The sequence below is a fragment of the Paenibacillus lacisediminis genome (assembly GCF_046567315.2).
The window spans coordinates 99,596-116,687 of sequence record NZ_JBKIAX020000016.1; the positions used below are offsets into that span (position 1 = coordinate 99,596).

Genomic DNA, 17,092 nt, shown 5'->3' on the forward strand with positions numbered 1-17,092 from the left:
AGCGGCACAGATCAACTACATTAACGTTCCCCGATAGAACCCGCCCGTGAGGCACCTGAAACCGGGCGGCGTACATCGGCATTGAACGGCAGGAGGACGGAGAACGACATGACTAATTTTCGTATGGCAACCTTGAACGACGCGCCTGCTTTGCTCGATTTATCGCTGCGCGCCTATGAACCGATCCGCCAACTCGGCATTAACTTTGCCGCCGCCACGGCGGACCTCGCTCTGGTGGAAAAAAATATCCGGGAAAACCTCTGTTTCATGATGGAGGAGGACAGAAAAATCGTGTCCACGATCTCGGCCAGAATGCCGTGGGGCCCGTCCCCGGGACCGTTCGGGGTGCCTCACCTGTGGTGGTTTGCCAGTGACCCGGATGCAGGGCGAAAAGGGATCGGCCGGGAGATGATCTCCTGGTGCGAGGAAACGATCGTTCGCGATACCTTGAAATCTCCGGCCGTTTCGCTGGGTACGGCGGACAAGCATCCTTGGCTGATCGACATGTACAAGCGGCGCGGGTACGAAATTGAAGGCTCCAAGGATCTGGGCAAAGGCCATATTACGATTTACATGAAAAAAATCCTCATTCCGGGTATGCTAAAGCAAGACGGCGAAAAACGACATTAAGTTGACTAGTCTGATAGGAATATATATAATGTAACTCATTAAATTGTCGAATTTGTCGATATAAGTGAATAACATCATGAATGAGGGGGAAAACACAAAAATGAAGAAAAGATATCTATTTACCTTAATCTCTATACTTTTAATCGGCATGCTCGCTACCGCTTGCTCCGGTTCAAATTCCGGGGCGACAGACGGGAAGAAGGTGCTTCGCGTCGGGGCGACAGGACAATCTTTTCCTAACAGCTATAAAGATGGGGACAAGCTGGTTGGCTTCGATGTGGAAGTCATTGAAAAAGCTGCCGCCAATCTCGGTTACACCGTCGAGTGGACCAATTCGGATTTCAGCGGTTTAACGGGACAACTGGAGACGGGCAAAATCGACACTATCGCTAACGCGGTTGCGGTGACGGACGAGCGGAAGGCCAAATACGATTTCACGACTCCGTATTCCTACGCCGGGGTGACGATTGTTACGCATAAAGACAACACGAATATCAACACGCTGGACGACCTGAAAGGCAAAACTGTAGCCGGTGTATTCGGTTCGCAAAACGTGAAAAACCTGGAGAAGTTCGATACGAAAGGCGAGATCAAGGTTCGGACGTACGAAACTCGCGACGGCGCGCAAAACGATGTGCTGAACAAGCGTGTGGACGGTTACGTGAATTCCAAGGCGTCCCTGCTGGCGGAAATCAAAAAGCAGGACTTGCCGTTGAAGTTCGTCGGTGAACCGTTCCATTATGAAGATGTTGCGTTCCCGTTCATGAAGAACGACAAGAACACCGCTTTGATTGAGCAAATCAACGCCGAGATTCAAAAATTGAGAGACGACGGGACGCTCAAGCAAATTTCTGATAAATATTTCGGAGAAGATATTACGGTAAAACCGGAGTAATGGCTCAGGTGAATGGAGAGCAGGCGATTCGATATGAATTTTGATCCTTCTTATATTTTAGTGGCGATAGCCAATGCGATGAAATACATTCCGATTGCCTTGTTTATGGCCGTCCTGGCCATGGTCATCGCCGTGGTGGTCGGGCTCCTGATGGCATTCCTCCGGAACAGCTCCAACCGGGGGCTGCGGGGGCTGGCCAGCGTATATATTTCGTTTTTCCGCTCCATCCCGATGCTGGTGCAACTGTTCTTGTTATACTACGGGTTGCCGCAGTTGTTTCCCTTTTTCTCGAAAATGGATGCGGTCACCGCGGCGATTATCGGGCTCGGGATCAAGCAGGCCGCTTTCCTTGCGGAAATTTTTCGCGCTGCGCTTCTGTCGGTGGACAAGGGGCAGATGGAGGCTTGTTTAACCGGAGGAATGACGAAGGCGCAGGCGTACTGGCGTATCATCTTGCCTCAGGCGGCGCGCAATGCCCTTCCGGGTACGGGCAACGTTTTTATCTCGCTGCTCAAAGAAACCTCGCTCGCCTTCACATTGGGCGTCGTGGAAATCTTTGCGGAAGCGAAAATGCAAGCGGCGGAATCGGCTCGGTTCTTTGAGGCTTACTTGGCCGTGGCCTTGATTTATTGGGCGATGATTATCGTGTACACTTATTTGCAACAATTGCTGGAAAAATACTTGGAGCGTCCATACCGGACGTAAAGGTTGAATGGTATATGATTAGAGTCACGAATTTAACCAAAAGCTTTAAAGGCCTGGAGGTCCTGAGGGGCATCGATCTGGAAATCAAGGACGGGGAAGTACTCTCGATTATTGGCCCTTCCGGGTCGGGGAAATCGACGCTGATCCGTTGTTTGAACTTTCTGGAGAAACCGGATACCGGGATCATTGAAATCGGAAACGCCAAACTGGACGCGGAAAACTGCACGCGTAAGGAAATTCAGCAATTGCGCTCGCAAACCGCCATGGTCTTCCAAAACTATAATTTGTACAAAAATAAAACGGCACTGCAAAACGTGACGGAATCTTTGATCGTCGTGAAGAAAATGCCGAAAAAGGATGCGGACGAGCTTGGCATGCAACTGCTGAAGCAGGTCGGGCTGGCCGAGAAAAAGGACAACTACCCCGCGACGCTGTCGGGGGGGCAGCAGCAACGCGTTAGTATTGCTCGTGCGCTGGCCATGCGCCCGCACGCCATTTTGTTCGACGAACCGACCTCATCGCTCGATCCGGAGCTGGTAGCCGAAGTGCTGCAGGTTATCAAATCGATCGCGGAGATGGACACGACCATGATCATCGTAACGCACGAAATGGGCTTTGCCCGCGAGGTGTCGGACCAGATCGTGTTTGTCGAAGGCGGTCATATCGTCGAGCAAGGCCCGCCTGATCAATTTTTCAACCATCCGCAGAAGGATCGGACGAAGCAGTTTCTTAAAAATTTTCAAAATGGATAGAACAGGTTGATTCAACTGGAGACCGGATCCCGGAGGGGATTTGGTTTCTTTTTTTTGACAGTATAGAATTTATAAAATTTGGGGCAAGGTAGAGGGCGATGCGCAGGGAGAGAGGGGAGGAGAAGAGGAACGTGGGGGCTAAGGGACACCAGAGCCGCTATTTGAGGAAAACGGAGGTTAGCAAAATGTTAACGGACACAGATGACCTTATTTACCTCAAATCGGCCTGGATGAACGGGTTTAGAGCAAAATAGGGTCGCCTGTGTCCGTTAGGCTGAGAAATACCCGGGAAATGGGCGGATAAGGTCGCTGATGTCCGTTAGAGTGCAACTGCTTCCCTATGTAACTTTGGAGCACTGGTATAGAGAAAACTATAAGATTGTATGAGGATAATCTTTTATTTAATTTGCCTTATATAGCTTACTTGTTTTCTTCAGCTTCGCCACCTGCTCTTCGGACAACCCCGTAACTTTGGCAACCAGCGATGTTTCCATTCCCTCGCGAAGCATATTGAGCGCCGTCTTTTCTATCCCTTGCTCGATCCCTTTCTCCAAACCTTCCTCCAAGCCTTCCTCGTATCCCCAGCGCTTCCACGCGGGCATCAGTTCCATAATAGACTCACCTTCCTCCGGGTATTGTTCTTTCAACTCTTCCAGCAACCGCTTGTCTTGCTCGGGATCGGCATTGAAATACTGATCCGCCACCGACATGATCAAGGCCATTCGCGCATCCCTTTTAAATGTTTTGAGCTCACCAGTAACGTTTAAATGCCTTATCAACTTATTTTATTATAGCCCAATCATGCACATTTCTTCCTTATTGCTCCATAATGCAGCTGGCCGTATTATAAAATTAGTGTATTTTATTGTTCCGGTTTATTTGGTGAAGGAGGGGCTTGCTTGAAATCCGTGGCTACGATTCGCACTCAATTGGAAGAGTATTTGAAAAGCAACCGGATGACGCTGAATCAGTTCTCCGAGAAAACGCAGATTAACTCTGGAACGTTAAGCGGGATTATCAACGGCCATCGGCCCATTGCCATGCAGCAGTTGGACCGGATCACGGCGGGGATGGGATTGCCCGAAGGTTTTTTCTATGAAGCGTATATTGAAGAATGCTTTTTTCATGCTGCGCCGGATTGGCGTAGGTTGGGCCCCTTTTTGAGGCGATGCGCCGAGTTGAACAAGCTGGAATGTATTGAGCGAATGGTTCGGTTATTGATGGACAACCTCTCCTATATTCCGCTGCTTTTCGATTTGGCCGAACAGTTTTTTCATGAAGGCAAGCGGGAGGCGGCCGTACTATTATACGAAGCGGTTTCGGAGGGTGAACGGATGCAGCACTCCGAGCGGCTGGCGCTCTGCCGGTATCGTTTATTTACACTGGGTTTGTCCAAGGACCAAAACAAGAACTTATTGCTGGCCGCCCAATTTGAACCTTATGTGGACCGGCTGGATGAACCTTATCAGTTGGATGGGTTAAATGATTTACTCAATGTGTTTGGTTCGCTGCATCGATGGAATAAGGTCAAAGAATTGGCGGAAAAATTAAAAGTAAGGGCAACTATTTATTATCGGCTGAACGGCAATAAAAAGCCGGCGGAAACCAAAAAGCAGAATATTTTTTATGTTTTATATGCCTATTTAGAATTAGGTGACGCACTTTTCAATTTAGAAGACTATGAAAATGCGTTGCAGTATGTTTCCCTGTATACGGACTGCGATTGGGTGAAAAATCCAAATGAAGATGAGATGGTCGTGATTCACCAGTTTCAGGAGTGTGCTGAGGGCAATCGTTATCTGTATCAGTTAATGTCCGGGAAAGTGGAGGTTTTGCCGGAGTACGAGAGGTATATTTCTACCCGGGAAAACGAAGTTTTTACCGCTCTATGCGAAATTGTTATTGCGGCTAACCGGTATAGTTTTAATATCGATTTTATACTTGAGAAGTACAAGTCTTATTTGAACTACCGAGAGCAACGTAACCGCATCGGAAAGATTAGCGAACAGTGTACTAACGACCAGTACCTAAATTTAATAACGGGTTTGGGGGAATATTATTTAAGGAAAAGTGACTTAGGGCGGGGATTTAGGTTTGTTTTAGATAGTTTGGCGTACGCTATTGACACCCGTAGTGGGCACGGAATGCTGAAAAGTGTGGAATTGTTTGGACAATATAGAAGCTATGCCTCTGACGAAGTGAACCGGGAGTACAAACGGTTATATGAGAAAATGAATTTTACGGAAATCAGCGTATAAAAGTTAGATTACCTTGATCGGTTCCGCACCGTCGAGGTTTTCTTTTTTTAGAAAAAGTTAATTTTGTAACATTTTTTTCCTCTTCCTTATTGACCGATGTTATATTAGTCTATACTATTAGTCATATATGGCTGTTTATTCCATTATTGTGTAAAAGGAGGTGTTCACTTGAAAGCGGCAACGATGATTCGCTCCCAGTTGGAGGCTTATTTAAAAAACAAAGGTATCACACTCAATCAATTCTCCGAACTTACGCAGATCAATTCCGGAACGTTAAGCGGTATTATCAATGGGCATCGGCCTATTGCCATGCAACAGCTTGACCGGATTACGACGGGGATGGGGCTGCCCGAAGGATATTTTTATGAGATGTATATTGATGAATGCTTTTTTCAGGCCTCGCCGGACTGGCGCAGATTGGGACCGTTTTTGCAGCGGTGCGCCGAGCTGAATAAGCTCGACTGTATTGAGCAATCGGTTCGGTTAATGATGGATAATCTTGCTTACATACCGTTGTTATTTAACTTGGCCGAGCAGTTTTTTCATGAGAACAAATGGAAAGCGGCTGCTATACTTTATGAATCAATTGCGGAGAGTGAGCAGAAGCAGCATTCTGAGCGGCTGGCACTATGCCAATATCGGTTGTTTACGTTGGGGTTGTCCAAGGATCGGAATCAAAATTTGTTGCTGGCTTTGCAATTTGAACATTTTGTGGATCGGCTCGACGAACCCTATCAATTGGACGGACTTAATGATTTAATTAATGTGTTTGCTGCGCTGCATCGGTGGAACAAGGTAAAGGAACTGGCGGAAAAATTAAAGGTACGGGCAATTGTTTATTATGAGATGAACGGCAAAAAGAAGCCGGCGGAAATGAAAAAGCAGATTATTTTTTATGTTATGTATGCCTATTTAGAATTAGGCGAGGCACACTTTTATTTGGGGGACTATGTGAATGCGCTGCATTACGTCTCATTGTATACGGATTACAATTGGGTGAAGAATCCCAGTGAAGATGAAAAGGTCATGATACACCAGTTCCAGGAATGGGCTGAGGGCAATCGCTACTTGTATCAATTGATGTCCGGCAATGTAGAGATTCTTCCGGAATATTTAGAGTATATTTCCACGAGGGAAAATGAAGTATTTCAGGCCCTATGTGAGATAGTGATTGCTGCTAACAAATTCGATATAAATATCGATTTTGTACTAGAACAATATGAGTCGTATTTAAAGTACCAAGAGCAAAACAGCCGTATCGGAAAGACCATTGAGCAATACACTGATGATTGCTATCTAAAATTACTATTAGGTTTAGGGGAGTATTATTTAAAGAAAAGCGATTTTCAACAAGGGTTGAAGTATGTACTGGATTGTTTTGCATTCGCTATTGAAATTCAAAACGGACACGGTATGCTTAAATGTGTAGGATTATTTGAACAATACCGTGATTTTGCAACTGAAGCGGTGATCCGGCATTACAAAATTTTGATTAGCGAGGTGCAAAAACCAAATGAAGAAGAAGTTGTATTTATTGGTAGCGGGATGTAGCTTAATGGTGATGGTAGTGTTCTCACCTACTACCCTTGTCTCTATCGAAAAGCTGCAGACTCCTGTCATCACCACTTATGGTCATGGTCAAGGGCATTAATTATCTGGCAATGAAAGTGCTCCTGGATTTTTGAGATCCGGAGCTTTTTTTATCTCGACCAAGCTAAACAATTTCTATACTCGCAAGAAAAAACCAACTTGACTTATTCAACTGCAAAAGTGCATTCTATCCTCCTTAAATTACCGCTCTAGGGCGATTGAAATGCAAAACTACATTTGAAAAAGGGCTATTTGATAAAAAAGAGAATTTTGAACGGAAATGGACTGCCCATTTGCATTTGGCGAGCTATGATCGGGGCGTTTGGGAGAAAATGAGGTGCACTTTTGCATTTCGTGGATTGCTTAACAAGCTCCGGCTCGATGTTCTCTCACTCCATCCTCCCTCTGTAAGAAAGTTCCACTGCTGACAAAATAGCCACACCCTGGGGTTTAACATCATACATTAGAATGATGGCGGTAGGAGGGAAATCGTTGATGGAAAGCCCCGAAAAACTAAAAATAAGAATTGAATTAGCCCGAAAGAGGCTTGTCCAATTAGAGATGATCTACGGGCTCGGTCACGCTCTGGTCCTGAAACAATCCGTGCGGTTGGACGAGCTCATTAATCAGTACTACAGGTTTGGCATTATGGTTTCCGCAAAGAAAAGAGCCGATGTATAAACCAATGGGCTCAGCGTAGAAAGCAGTAACTCAGGGCGCAGAAAGCAGTAACTTAGGAACGGAATTCAAGCTTTGCTGCAAGGTTATCGGTTAGGACACGGCCACAGGATGCAGGCTGACCGCATTCCGGCCGTTTCGTTTAGATTCGTAAAGGGCGGTGTCGGCATCCCGGAGCAGCGACTCGAGCGTATCGTGAGCCCCTGCATATTGGGCGGCGCCGAAGCTTGCGGTTATCGGGACTAGCTCGCCTGCAGTATCGAACGGTTTTTCCTCCAAAGCAGTTCGGAGCTGTTCCGCGACTTCCCCAGCTTCCCGGATGGAAGCTCCGGGCAGACCGATGACAAATTCCTCACCGCCATACCTGGCAAACAAGGCCTCCGTCGGAAGAATAGTCTTGCACACCTCGACAACATGTATCAGGGCTTTGTCCCCGGCTTCATGGCCATAGGTGTCGTTGATTTTTTTGAAAAAATCGATGTCAAACAGGATGAACGAGCAGCACGTTCCAGCCGCTGCCGCTTCCTCCAACAGGGCCAGACCCTGTCTGAAAAAATCCACCCGGTTGCCGATACCGGTCAAACCGTCGGTATAGGCGAGCCGCTCGAGCTCGTTCTGAAGCGCTTTTTGCTCAGTCACGTCGATCAGCAGAAGCAGCGTGCCCAGCGTCTCGCCTCCTTTGCCGAGAACGGGGGAGGACCGCACGAGAAAAAACCGCATGTCCCCGCCAACCTTCCACCCCAGCTCCTTCTCCATACCGTCGATATTTTCCACCGCAGGGAAGTCCGTACCCGTTAAGGCAAGCCACACCTTCCTCAGCGGCTGGCCGATTGACCGGCTGCTGATCTCCGGTATCATTCCGGTCAGCGCCTGATTGAAGTCAATAATCCGCCGGGTGCTGTCCAGGACAATGACACCTTCCCGCATGCTTTCGAAGATGCTGTCCTTGGCGATCGGCACGATCGTCAGCATTCTGGAGGAAACGATCGCCCAGATGTACATGGCCGAAGTCAGGCACAGCACGACGGGCACCGGATCGGCCCCCCAGGGGGTCAGCCCCATCAGATAAAGAAAAGCGGCAACCATAGGAATCAGCTGCGAGACAAGGAGGGTGGCGTGCTGGATCCGGTACGTCTTTTTCGTATGCGTCCACCGCCTGAGCAGCAGGATAAACCCCGCCAGCAGGCAGCCGAACGTATAAGCGCCATGAACGATATACCATTCGCCTATGACGATATCAACCATTGGGGTAGGAGCGGACTCGCGCAAAAAAATCGACTTGTAAAACCGGTGGTGCGCATCGTTGGTAGCCACCATAAGCAGTGTGATGACGGGAATGATGAACATTGCGGAGACCGCTTTGCGCGGGATATTTTTCCCTAGGTAACGGAATACCAGAAGCAGGCTGAGAGCGGCCGAAAACGGCATGCCGAAATACTCCACTACGATCCAGCGCTTGATTTCCGCCAGCGAATTGCTCGACAGTTCGAACGCAAAACCGAAAATGTAAATGCACAAAGTGGCCATGTAAACCATAAAGGTCCGCGCGAATGGAATGTTTTTGCGGTTGATGAACGCGTAAATGCCCAGAAACAAGGACAGTACGCCGGAGGTGGCGACAAGCGTAATATATACGTTAATTGGGGCTCCCATTGGTTATTGTTCTCCATACTCGGGATCACCCGAGGAAATTTCGCGATTCGCTGCCTGCTCGCTATCTATGATTGTACAGAAAGTGCAGAGGGTTGGGAATCTCTTTTATTTTGGAAAAAGGCAGCCGAATAGGATGCGCATGGAAAAGCAATAACACGGGAGCCGCAGGTACACCTATTTTACGATGAATGAGCGATCATCAAGCCTTGACGTACGGTTCCAACAGCCAATCCGGCAAATAGGCCTTGGTGTTGTTCAGCATAGTCACGAAAAGCTCCTCCGCTTGCTCCGGCGTCAAGGCGGAGAGCAGGGGATCGTTCATGAACGCCCGCAGCGCCAGTTCCCGGTCTTGGTTCAGCGAGGCTTTGACCAGCGCTTCCTGGTTGTAGACGTGGCGGATGACCAGGTTGTTGATGTCGTCCGGCAGGCTGCCGGCCAATACCGGCTGTACGCTGTCCGTGCTGAACACGGCGTTGGTCTCGACGACGGCGCCCAGCGGCAGCGAAGCCACCTGGCCGCGGTTCGGCAGGTTGACGTTGGTCACTATCGGCCCGCTTGCCCCGGTCAGGCTGCGCAGCATGGCGATGCCCTCTTCACCGCTGTTCTTCAGCGTAAATGCCTCTTCGCCGGAGACGAGGCGGCTGCTGCGGTCCAATAGCTTTTTCTGGTTATCGGTCCGCCAGGAGACGGGGGTTAAGCCGAACTTCCAGCGTTTGACGTGTTCGGGATCACGCAAGTACCAGGTGTGTGGCAGGAATTCGGCGAGATGACGGTCCCCGGCGGCGGCGATCAGGCCAAACCGCAGGAACAGATCGAAATGGATCCGGTTGGCGGAGGCGAAGCTGTTGTTGATCCAGTGGTCTTTATCGGCGTGGCCGCTGAACCCTTCATCGGCGTATTTCACCGCAAATTCACGATATAGCGGGAATAGGTTGGCACCCCGGTAAGAAGCGCGGTCAAGCCAGGTGAAGTGGTTGATACCGAGCACATTCACCTCGATGTCCTGACGCCGCACGTCTTCAATGCCTTGCAGATCCTTAAGCATTTCGGCGAGCAGGGACTGGGTGCCGAACACCTCATGACAGCAGCCGAACGCTTTGATGCCCGGGAACACTTCGTACAACGTGCGGGTCAGCACGCTCATCGGGTTGGTGTAGTTGATGACCCAGGCGCTTGGTGCGTGGTCGCGGATGGCCGCGGCGATTTCGGCGTACATCGGGATGCTGCGCAGCGCGCGGATGGCGCCGCCCGGGCCGACGGTGTCGCCGACGGACTGATATACGCCGTAAGCTTCGGGCGCATGAACGTCCGATTGCATCTCGGCGAAGGTGCCGGGCAGAATCGAGATGATGACGAAATCGGCTCCTTTCAGCGCTTCCGGCAGCGTCTCTACCGCTTCGTAGCGCCAGCGGCCGACGGCCTCGGGATGCTCCAACAGTTGGTTGCCGATTTGCTCATTGGCTTTGGCGGCCGCCAAGTTGATATCGTACAAAGCAACGGTCCCCGAAAGCGCCGGCTCCAAAGCCAGGTCGCTCATCAAACCCCAGGCCCAGCCGCGCGATCCGCCCCCGATATAAGCGATTTTCAAATCCATTGATTTATTCACTCCTTCGTGTTGTGTTACAATTACGATAGAACAAAATGAGAGCGATTACAGCACGATTATTGCTGAATTGGTCGCCGGATTCTACATTTTTTGCTGAAATGGACTGGGGAAGTAAATCTACCTGCGGCAGGGGGAGCATTGTGATGAATATCGAAGGACAGCTCGCACCCATCGAGCGGCATTTCACGATCGAGGCGGCCAAGCAGCCGGGCCGGTTTACCATGGACGGGGAGCATTTTCACGATGCCTGGGAAATCTACTATTTAGTGTCCGGGGAGCGCTGTTATTTTATCAAAAATCAAACCTATCATATCCGCGGCGGCGACGTGGTGCTGATCCCGATGGACGTGCTGCACAAAACTTCGCCCTCCGGCAGGCTGTCGCGGCCTCATGAGCGGATTCTGATCAATTTTCGCACGGAAGCGTTCGCCGGTGATCTGCCGGGCAGACAAGGGGAGATCAACCGCCTGTTCGGCGATTATCCCGTGATGCGGCTAACCGCGGAGGAACAAAACTTCATGCAGCCTCTGCTCTCCCGGATGCTTGCCGAGCAGAGCCGGAGGGAGACCGGGTTCGAGGATTATTGCCGGCTTCTTTTGTCGGAACTGCTGCTGAACCTGGTACGCTTGGCGGAGAATCGTCCCGTTTATGATGGGGAAGCGGAGGCGGGGAAGAGGCCTTACCGTGAAATCGCCGAGGTGGCCAAGTACATCACCGCCCACTACGAGGAAAACCTTGGCCTAAGCGAGCTTGCCGGCCGGTTCCACCTCAGCGCGTATTATCTCAGCCACATTTTTCCCCGGGTGACGGGAATGACGCTGGTCGCTTATATTAACCGTGTCCGCATCGAGCAGGCTTGCCGGCTCCTGCGGGAGACGGAGCTGCCGGTGACGGAGATCGCCTACCGTGTCGGCTACCAAAGCGGAACGCATTTCGGCCGCGTGTTCAAGAAAGCGAAGGGCATCTCGCCGCAGGGGTACCGAAGGGAGCGGGGGATGTTGGGGTGAGGGGGTGTCCCACCAATAATGTTTATGTATTAGCAGATAAGTAGCCATCATTATACCCTAGAATCTTTTTGTCAGTAACTTCAACTCTGGTTCTGGGCTCAATTTTGCGTAGTTCCACAAAAGAAACAGGTACAAAAAATTCAGGGTTATTTTTGCTTTCTCGGCGCAATTTTAGCTCGACAAAACGCCCAGTATATTTATTATAAAAAGTAAACATGGCCTGAACCCGATTAGGTTCATTAGGATGATTCATGACTACAATGGGATCGTGAATCAATTGATAAATAAAAGGGAAATATAACATTCGATATTGGGCAGTTTTAAATCCGCCAATGTTCGCTTGAATCAGGGAGTCAAAAGTTAATATATCTTTTTTCAATTTTTGAAACCCAAGCTCACCAGCAAATTGTCTGCCTTTCAAAACATACTGAATCCCCAGAAGATGGCATAAATCACCTTGTTTAAATCGGAGTCGGAGGTTTTGCTGCTTATGTTTCAGCTCATAATAAAATTGACGATTGCATAGGTGCTCTTCATAGAACATTGCAATGGTCTGCAGAGAAAGTTCGTCGGTGCTCGGTAATTCCTGAATTGTAAGCAAATCCTGAATAGATAATGGCATAATTAAATTTCCCCTGAAAACAAAAAAATCGGCCTCAAGGCCGATCCACATTTGTAAGCTTTGGCAGCGACAAGGACAATCTCCTTGTGGGACGAACGTGGTATTTTTTCACCTTTTCAGGTGCCCCCAAGCAGGAACGCAGAGTGCCTCTTCCGCGTAATAGGAACAGAAGAACTGTTCATTTATATTATAAACCCCTCTATCCCTAAAATACAAATAAAAATATGCCAATTTTGTGGCGTTAGCGGCGAAACCCCGAGATCGCTTTTCGACCTATTTGCGGCCGCCTTCGGCCCAAGTTGCCGCCGCTTCCTTCGGGGAAAAGCTCGGCAGGAACTACCTGTTCGCGCTCGTCTCCCGAACGATCAGTTCCGGATCGATCCGCTGGCTGGAGCCGCGCTTGTTTTTGCCGTCGATGCGTTTCAGCAGCATGTGGGCGGCGGACAGGGCGATTTTGCCGGCGGGCTGGCGGACGGTGGTCATGCGAGGGCGGAGCCGGGAGGCGGTGTAGTGATCGTCGTAGCCGACGACCGCGACCTGCTCCGGCACGGAAACGCCGGCCTCCATCAGGGCGTTCACGACGCCGAGGGCGATGTTGTCGTCGCCGGCGAACACGGCGCCCGGAAGCCTGCCTTCGCGCAGCCAGCGCTGGCACGTCTTGTAACCGAAGGCGATATCGAAATCGCCACAGACGACGTCGAACGGCTTAAGCCCGTGCTCCTCCAGCGCCTGCAAAAAACCGCCGCGCCGTTCCCGCGTGCTGCGGAACACTTCCTGGCCGCACAGATGGGCGATGGAGGTACGCCCGAGCTCGAGCAGATGCCGGGTGGCCGCATATCCGCCCTTGAAATTATCGACCGTCACGGAAAAAGCGTCGTTTTCCGTCTTTTGATGATCGATCAGCACATACGGGATGCTGCGCCGCTTCAGCTCCAAAATATAATGGTCTTCCTCCACCGGCGAGAGGAGGATCAGGCCGTCGACCCGGTCCTCCTGAATCAGGTAATGATCTCCGCCTTCGCCGATCCCGGTCGAAACCGAGATGGCTAAATAGTATCCGTGCAGTGCCAGCACTTCATTCAACTCTTTGACCACCGCATCGAAAAAAGGATCATGCAGCGTTGTCAAGATCACGCCGATAATGCCGGTTTTGCCGCTGGCAAGGCTGCGGGCGGCTGCATTCGGGCGGTAATCCAGCTCCTTTATCGCTTCGAGCACCTTTTGCCGGTTTTTCTCCCGCACGGTTTCCACCCCGTTCAGCACACGGGATACGGTAACGACCGAAAGCCCCGATTTTTTGGCCACGTCAAAAATACTAACCTTCATTTCAATTTCTCCCTGCGGCAGATTTTCCGTTCCCTGGAACCTGTTTGTTAGGACTAGTATAACAAGCCCTGCGGAACGTCCGCCAAAAACAATAGCTTAACTTGTAACAGAGGAATGGAAGGCCCCGAACCGGGGAGCCGCCTAAACGGAGGGATAGGGTGGAGGGGTCATAAAGCCGTCGATTTCCAGCGCCTTTTTCTCGACTTCTTCGCGCGTTAAAATCCCTTTTTCCGTCAACAGCTCGATAATCGCGCTGAGGGTCACCAACTGGTGGTAATGATCCTCCTTCATGTCGGCGAGTTTGGCCAAAACATTCACTTCGTTCATGGGCAAAGAATAATAGGAATTCATAGGTACCTCCTCAAGTTTAAAGTTAGGGCAAAAATCCGAAAATTACCTGATAGAAAAAGGCTTCCGTGCCATCAAAATATGGTAAAATAAATCTATCAATCTATCGCTTTAATATAGTGTAGTCCGAAACGCGGTCAAACATTCCTAATTTAAAGAAAAAACTGCAAAACATCCCGTGATGGCAGCAACTCATAAGCTCAGTGCAGCGTCAGAGTAAATGATGAATGCCTGACATATGGTTTTGCCGTACCGGCATACAGTTGAAGGGGACCTTTGTTTTGCGTAAAACAGACTAAAAAACATGGCGACGAGATCAGGGATAGAGTATGGAGGGAGAGAGTGCGATGGGATTGTTTGACGATGATTTTTATTCAACGAAAGTGCCGGGTCGCCGCTTGCGCATGTCCGAGGGCGGTAAACGACGTTGGCTGGAGGTATGGCGCGGGCAGGGGTTGTCCACGCTGCAAATCTCATTGATCTCTTCCGCATTGAGCGCGGTTGTCGCCGTTTTGTTGTTTAGCTTTATTGTGGGTCTTCCTTCCTCTACCTCCAGGGGTGATGCTTCGGCAGGAGCGGCCCCGAATCCTGCGAATCCGTTCGACCGGATCAGCTGGGCCGCGGCCAAGGCGGCTCCGGCGGTGGTCAGCATCCTCAATCACAGCGAGCTGTCGCATGGGGATCCCGAGCGGGCGGCGCTCGGTTCGGGCGTGATTTTCAAGAAAGAGAAAGGCAAGGCTTACATTATATCCAATACGCATGTTATTAGCGGCTCCGAGGACCTGGAAGTGGTGACGAGCGACGGTGTTTCGCATAAGGCCAAAGTGACTGGCCAGGACTCGATTAACGATATCGCGGTGCTGGAAATCGAAGATAAAGGAATCCATACGGTGATCGACATCGGTGATTCCAACAACCTTCGCGCCGGAGAGACGGTCATTGCCGTCGGCAATCCGCTCGGGCTGGGAGGCACGCTGACGTCCGGCATCGTAAGTTATACGAACCGGATGATTCCGGTCTCGCTAAATCAAGACGGGGTGTACGATTGGGAGCAGGAAGTGATCCAGACCGATGCGGCCATCAATGAGGGCAACAGCGGCGGGGCGCTGGTGGACCTGGACGGGCGGTTGATCGGGATCAATACGATGAAGATCGCCGACACCGGCGTGGAAGGCCTCGGCTTTGCCATTCCGGTGAACGATGTGATGAAGACGGTTGATGATCTGCTGCTGCACGGCAAAGTCGTCCGTCCTTATATGGGTGTGTATACGCTCGATCTGGATAACCCGTATTCGCCGATCACCGACGAGCAGCGTCAAGATTTGAAGCTGCCGAGCCACGTCACTGAGGGCGTCATCGTGCTGGAGGCTCACGGCCCGGCGCTGGATGCGGGGCTGAAGCTGAACGACGTGATCACTCAGCTCGACAAGCAGCCGATCCAATCGACGATGGAACTGCGCCGTTATCTCTATGAAAACAAGAAAATCGGCGACGATTTGCAGGTGAGCTACTACCGGGACGGCAAGCTGCAGAGCGTCATGATGAAGCTGACCGACAAGCCGTCGGACGCGGAGATTGAAGCAGGGCTTGAAGATAAATAATATGATTGAAGCGGAGTATGGTAGAAAGGATAAAGGACAACCTGTAATTACGTGAAGATTCCGCCGGGTGGGCGGTTGAAAGAGAAAGGATGCTTTGAATTTATGTATGTCGTTTGCAAGGATCATGTGGAACTGGCGATTGATATGTTCGTGGACGAATTCGAGGAGGCGCCCGACGTGGTTGATTTGGAGCACACGAAGTTCATCGACTGGGAGCCGCCGGTGAAGTGCCAGGAATGCGAGCAAGAGGCGCGGTTTTTGGTGGTATGAGGAAGCGGGGGCGGTTTTCTCCATGGGGGAAAGCGGCCTTTTTCTTTGGATACGTCTGCCTAAATATGCATTCCCCGGAGCAATTTAACAAGTAAAAAGATTCCCGGAGGAGTGAGGTCAATGAACCGGAAGTGCACGCTGCCGCGCTGCTGCTCCCGGGTTGGGGCGGCTTTTATCCGCTGATACATTTACGAAGCTAAGGAGATTAAACATGTACATACAAATCATTGCCGTCGGCAAGTTGAAGGAAAAGTACCTGGTGCAGGGGATCGCCGAATATACGAAGCGGCTGACGCCATATGTGAAGTTTCAGATCGTCGAGGTGCCCGACGAGAAGGCGCCGGAGACGATGAGCGAGGCGGAAGTGCTTCAGGTGAAGGAGCGCGAGGGCGAACGGATCCTCGCGCAGATCAAGAGCGACGCGCATGTCATCGCGCTCGCCATCGGCGGCCAGCTCTGGAGCTCGGAGGAACTGGCCGCCGAACTCGACCGGCTCGGCACGTACGGGACGAGCCATGTCGCTTTTGTCATCGGCGGCAGCCACGGGCTCGCCGATGGCGTGCTCAGCCGCGCGCAGCAGCGGCTGTCGTTCGGGCGCATGACGCTGCCGCATCAGCTTATGCGCCTCGTCCTCACCGAGCAGATTTATCGCGCGGTGAAGATTAATCGGGGTGAACCGTATCATAAGTGACGGCGAAAAATTGGGTTTAAGGCAGGAAATCCATTCCCGGCATCGTCTGCGGTATTTAACTTTGTTTCTCCGAAACTGGTCAGCTCGGCTAAGTTCTTGTCGTAGGCAAGCAGAAACAATTGAAGTGATTGCTCTACTTGGGAAAACCAGCTTTTATGATCTCTGTATCGATCAATCGAGATATTGTTTATCTTCTCTAATGCTTTCAACAACGATTCAATCATGGTGCAGATACAAACGATAATTTCAAAGAATATTTGGTGGGTAAGCTCCAACTTGCAGGGCTGAAGGACTGCAAGAACGTAAGCTGCAGTTGAAGCCCGGAATGCCGCCTCGCGGCACACTTAGGCGGATTTTTCGTAGAATAGACTCAGGCCCAAAAGACGGCTATTATGTGAAACAGCGTTTGATCATTTTATTAAGCTAACGGGCAGTTTAGCCCAATACAACGTTTGTAAAA

General features: G+C 50.5%; 18 protein-coding genes. 11 read left to right on the forward strand and 7 right to left on the reverse strand.

Features of this window, described 5'->3' with window-relative positions:
• Positions 1 to 108: 108 nt before the first annotated feature.
• The 4 genes from ACLD72_RS24855 (at position 109) to ACLD72_RS24870 (ending at position 2,982) form a co-directional block, all read left to right on the forward strand.
• On the forward strand, positions 109 to 630 hold the full coding sequence (locus ACLD72_RS24855; protein ID WP_411000761.1) for a GNAT family N-acetyltransferase: 522 nt from the start codon (positions 109 to 111) through the stop codon (positions 628 to 630).
• A gap of 100 nt (positions 631 to 730) precedes the next feature.
• Positions 731 to 1,525, forward strand: a complete 795-nt coding sequence (locus tag ACLD72_RS24860) for an amino acid ABC transporter substrate-binding protein (protein ID WP_411000759.1) — start codon at positions 731 to 733, stop codon at positions 1,523 to 1,525.
• Between the two features lie 33 nt (positions 1,526 to 1,558).
• Entirely contained in the window at positions 1,559 to 2,230 is a 672-nt protein-coding gene (locus ACLD72_RS24865; RefSeq protein ID WP_411000757.1) for an amino acid ABC transporter permease, read from the forward strand.
• A 14-nt stretch (positions 2,231 to 2,244) separates the two neighbouring features.
• On the forward strand, positions 2,245 to 2,982 hold the full coding sequence (locus tag ACLD72_RS24870; protein WP_411000755.1) for an amino acid ABC transporter ATP-binding protein: 738 nt from the start codon (positions 2,245 to 2,247) through the stop codon (positions 2,980 to 2,982).
• A gap of 401 nt (positions 2,983 to 3,383) precedes the next feature.
• Here ACLD72_RS24870 and ACLD72_RS24875 read toward each other — a convergent pair whose 3' ends face one another.
• Complete coding sequence (locus ACLD72_RS24875) at positions 3,384 to 3,692, reverse strand: hypothetical protein (RefSeq protein WP_458476196.1); 309 nt, start codon at positions 3,690 to 3,692, stop codon at positions 3,384 to 3,386.
• A 246-nt stretch (positions 3,693 to 3,938) separates the two neighbouring features.
• Between ACLD72_RS24875 and ACLD72_RS24880 the strand changes: the two genes are divergently transcribed.
• The 3 genes from ACLD72_RS24880 (at position 3,939) to ACLD72_RS24890 (ending at position 7,511) form a co-directional block, all read left to right on the forward strand.
• Positions 3,939 to 5,240: a helix-turn-helix domain-containing protein gene (locus ACLD72_RS24880; protein WP_458476197.1), complete on the forward strand. Its 1,302-nt coding sequence runs from the start codon at positions 3,939 to 3,941 to the stop codon at positions 5,238 to 5,240.
• Between the two features lie 168 nt (positions 5,241 to 5,408).
• A complete protein-coding gene (locus tag ACLD72_RS24885) occupies positions 5,409 to 6,791 on the forward strand; it encodes a helix-turn-helix domain-containing protein (protein WP_411000751.1) in 1,383 nt (460 codons plus the stop codon).
• Between the two features lie 600 nt (positions 6,792 to 7,391).
• Positions 7,392 to 7,511, forward strand: coding sequence for an aspartyl-phosphate phosphatase Spo0E family protein (locus tag ACLD72_RS24890; protein ID WP_458476209.1), 120 nt, complete (start codon positions 7,392 to 7,394; stop codon positions 7,509 to 7,511).
• A 90-nt stretch (positions 7,512 to 7,601) separates the two neighbouring features.
• Here ACLD72_RS24890 and ACLD72_RS24895 read toward each other — a convergent pair whose 3' ends face one another.
• Positions 7,602 to 9,161, reverse strand: coding sequence for a histidine kinase N-terminal 7TM domain-containing protein (locus tag ACLD72_RS24895; protein ID WP_411000749.1), 1,560 nt, complete (start codon positions 9,159 to 9,161; stop codon positions 7,602 to 7,604).
• A 199-nt stretch (positions 9,162 to 9,360) separates the two neighbouring features.
• The gene (locus ACLD72_RS24900; protein WP_411000747.1) at positions 9,361 to 10,755 is read right to left on the reverse strand and encodes a family 4 glycosyl hydrolase; all 1,395 of its coding nucleotides are present in this window, start codon (positions 10,753 to 10,755) and stop codon (positions 9,361 to 9,363) included.
• A 155-nt stretch (positions 10,756 to 10,910) separates the two neighbouring features.
• Between ACLD72_RS24900 and ACLD72_RS24905 the strand changes: the two genes are divergently transcribed.
• The gene (locus tag ACLD72_RS24905; protein ID WP_458476198.1) at positions 10,911 to 11,774 is read left to right on the forward strand and encodes a helix-turn-helix domain-containing protein; all 864 of its coding nucleotides are present in this window, start codon (positions 10,911 to 10,913) and stop codon (positions 11,772 to 11,774) included.
• Between the two features lie 22 nt (positions 11,775 to 11,796).
• Here ACLD72_RS24905 and ACLD72_RS24910 read toward each other — a convergent pair whose 3' ends face one another.
• From ACLD72_RS24910 to ACLD72_RS24920, 3 genes are all read right to left on the reverse strand, one after another.
• Positions 11,797 to 12,447, reverse strand: a complete 651-nt coding sequence (locus ACLD72_RS24910; RefSeq protein WP_458476199.1) for a PBECR4 domain-containing protein — start codon at positions 12,445 to 12,447, stop codon at positions 11,797 to 11,799.
• Between the two features lie 285 nt (positions 12,448 to 12,732).
• Entirely contained in the window at positions 12,733 to 13,722 is a 990-nt protein-coding gene (locus ACLD72_RS24915) for a LacI family DNA-binding transcriptional regulator (protein ID WP_411000741.1), read from the reverse strand.
• A 141-nt stretch (positions 13,723 to 13,863) separates the two neighbouring features.
• A complete protein-coding gene (locus ACLD72_RS24920) occupies positions 13,864 to 14,073 on the reverse strand; it encodes a hypothetical protein (RefSeq protein WP_411000739.1) in 210 nt (69 codons plus the stop codon).
• A gap of 344 nt (positions 14,074 to 14,417) precedes the next feature.
• Between ACLD72_RS24920 and ACLD72_RS24925 the strand changes: the two genes are divergently transcribed.
• The 3 genes from ACLD72_RS24925 to rlmH all read left to right on the forward strand — a co-directional run bounded on the left by ACLD72_RS24925 (position 14,418) and on the right by rlmH (position 16,632).
• On the forward strand, positions 14,418 to 15,671 hold the full coding sequence (locus tag ACLD72_RS24925) for a S1C family serine protease (protein WP_411000738.1): 1,254 nt from the start codon (positions 14,418 to 14,420) through the stop codon (positions 15,669 to 15,671).
• Between the two features lie 102 nt (positions 15,672 to 15,773).
• Positions 15,774 to 15,941, forward strand: coding sequence for a CxxH/CxxC protein (locus tag ACLD72_RS24930; RefSeq protein ID WP_063836288.1), 168 nt, complete (start codon positions 15,774 to 15,776; stop codon positions 15,939 to 15,941).
• A 211-nt stretch (positions 15,942 to 16,152) separates the two neighbouring features.
• The gene (gene rlmH / locus ACLD72_RS24935; RefSeq protein ID WP_128630740.1) at positions 16,153 to 16,632 is read left to right on the forward strand and encodes a 23S rRNA (pseudouridine(1915)-N(3))-methyltransferase RlmH; all 480 of its coding nucleotides are present in this window, start codon (positions 16,153 to 16,155) and stop codon (positions 16,630 to 16,632) included.
• Here rlmH and ACLD72_RS24940 read toward each other — a convergent pair.
• Positions 16,623 to 16,976, reverse strand: a complete 354-nt coding sequence (locus tag ACLD72_RS24940; RefSeq protein ID WP_458476200.1) for a hypothetical protein — start codon at positions 16,974 to 16,976, stop codon at positions 16,623 to 16,625. The genes rlmH and ACLD72_RS24940 overlap by 10 nt on opposite strands.
• Positions 16,977 to 17,092 lie beyond the last annotated feature (116 nt).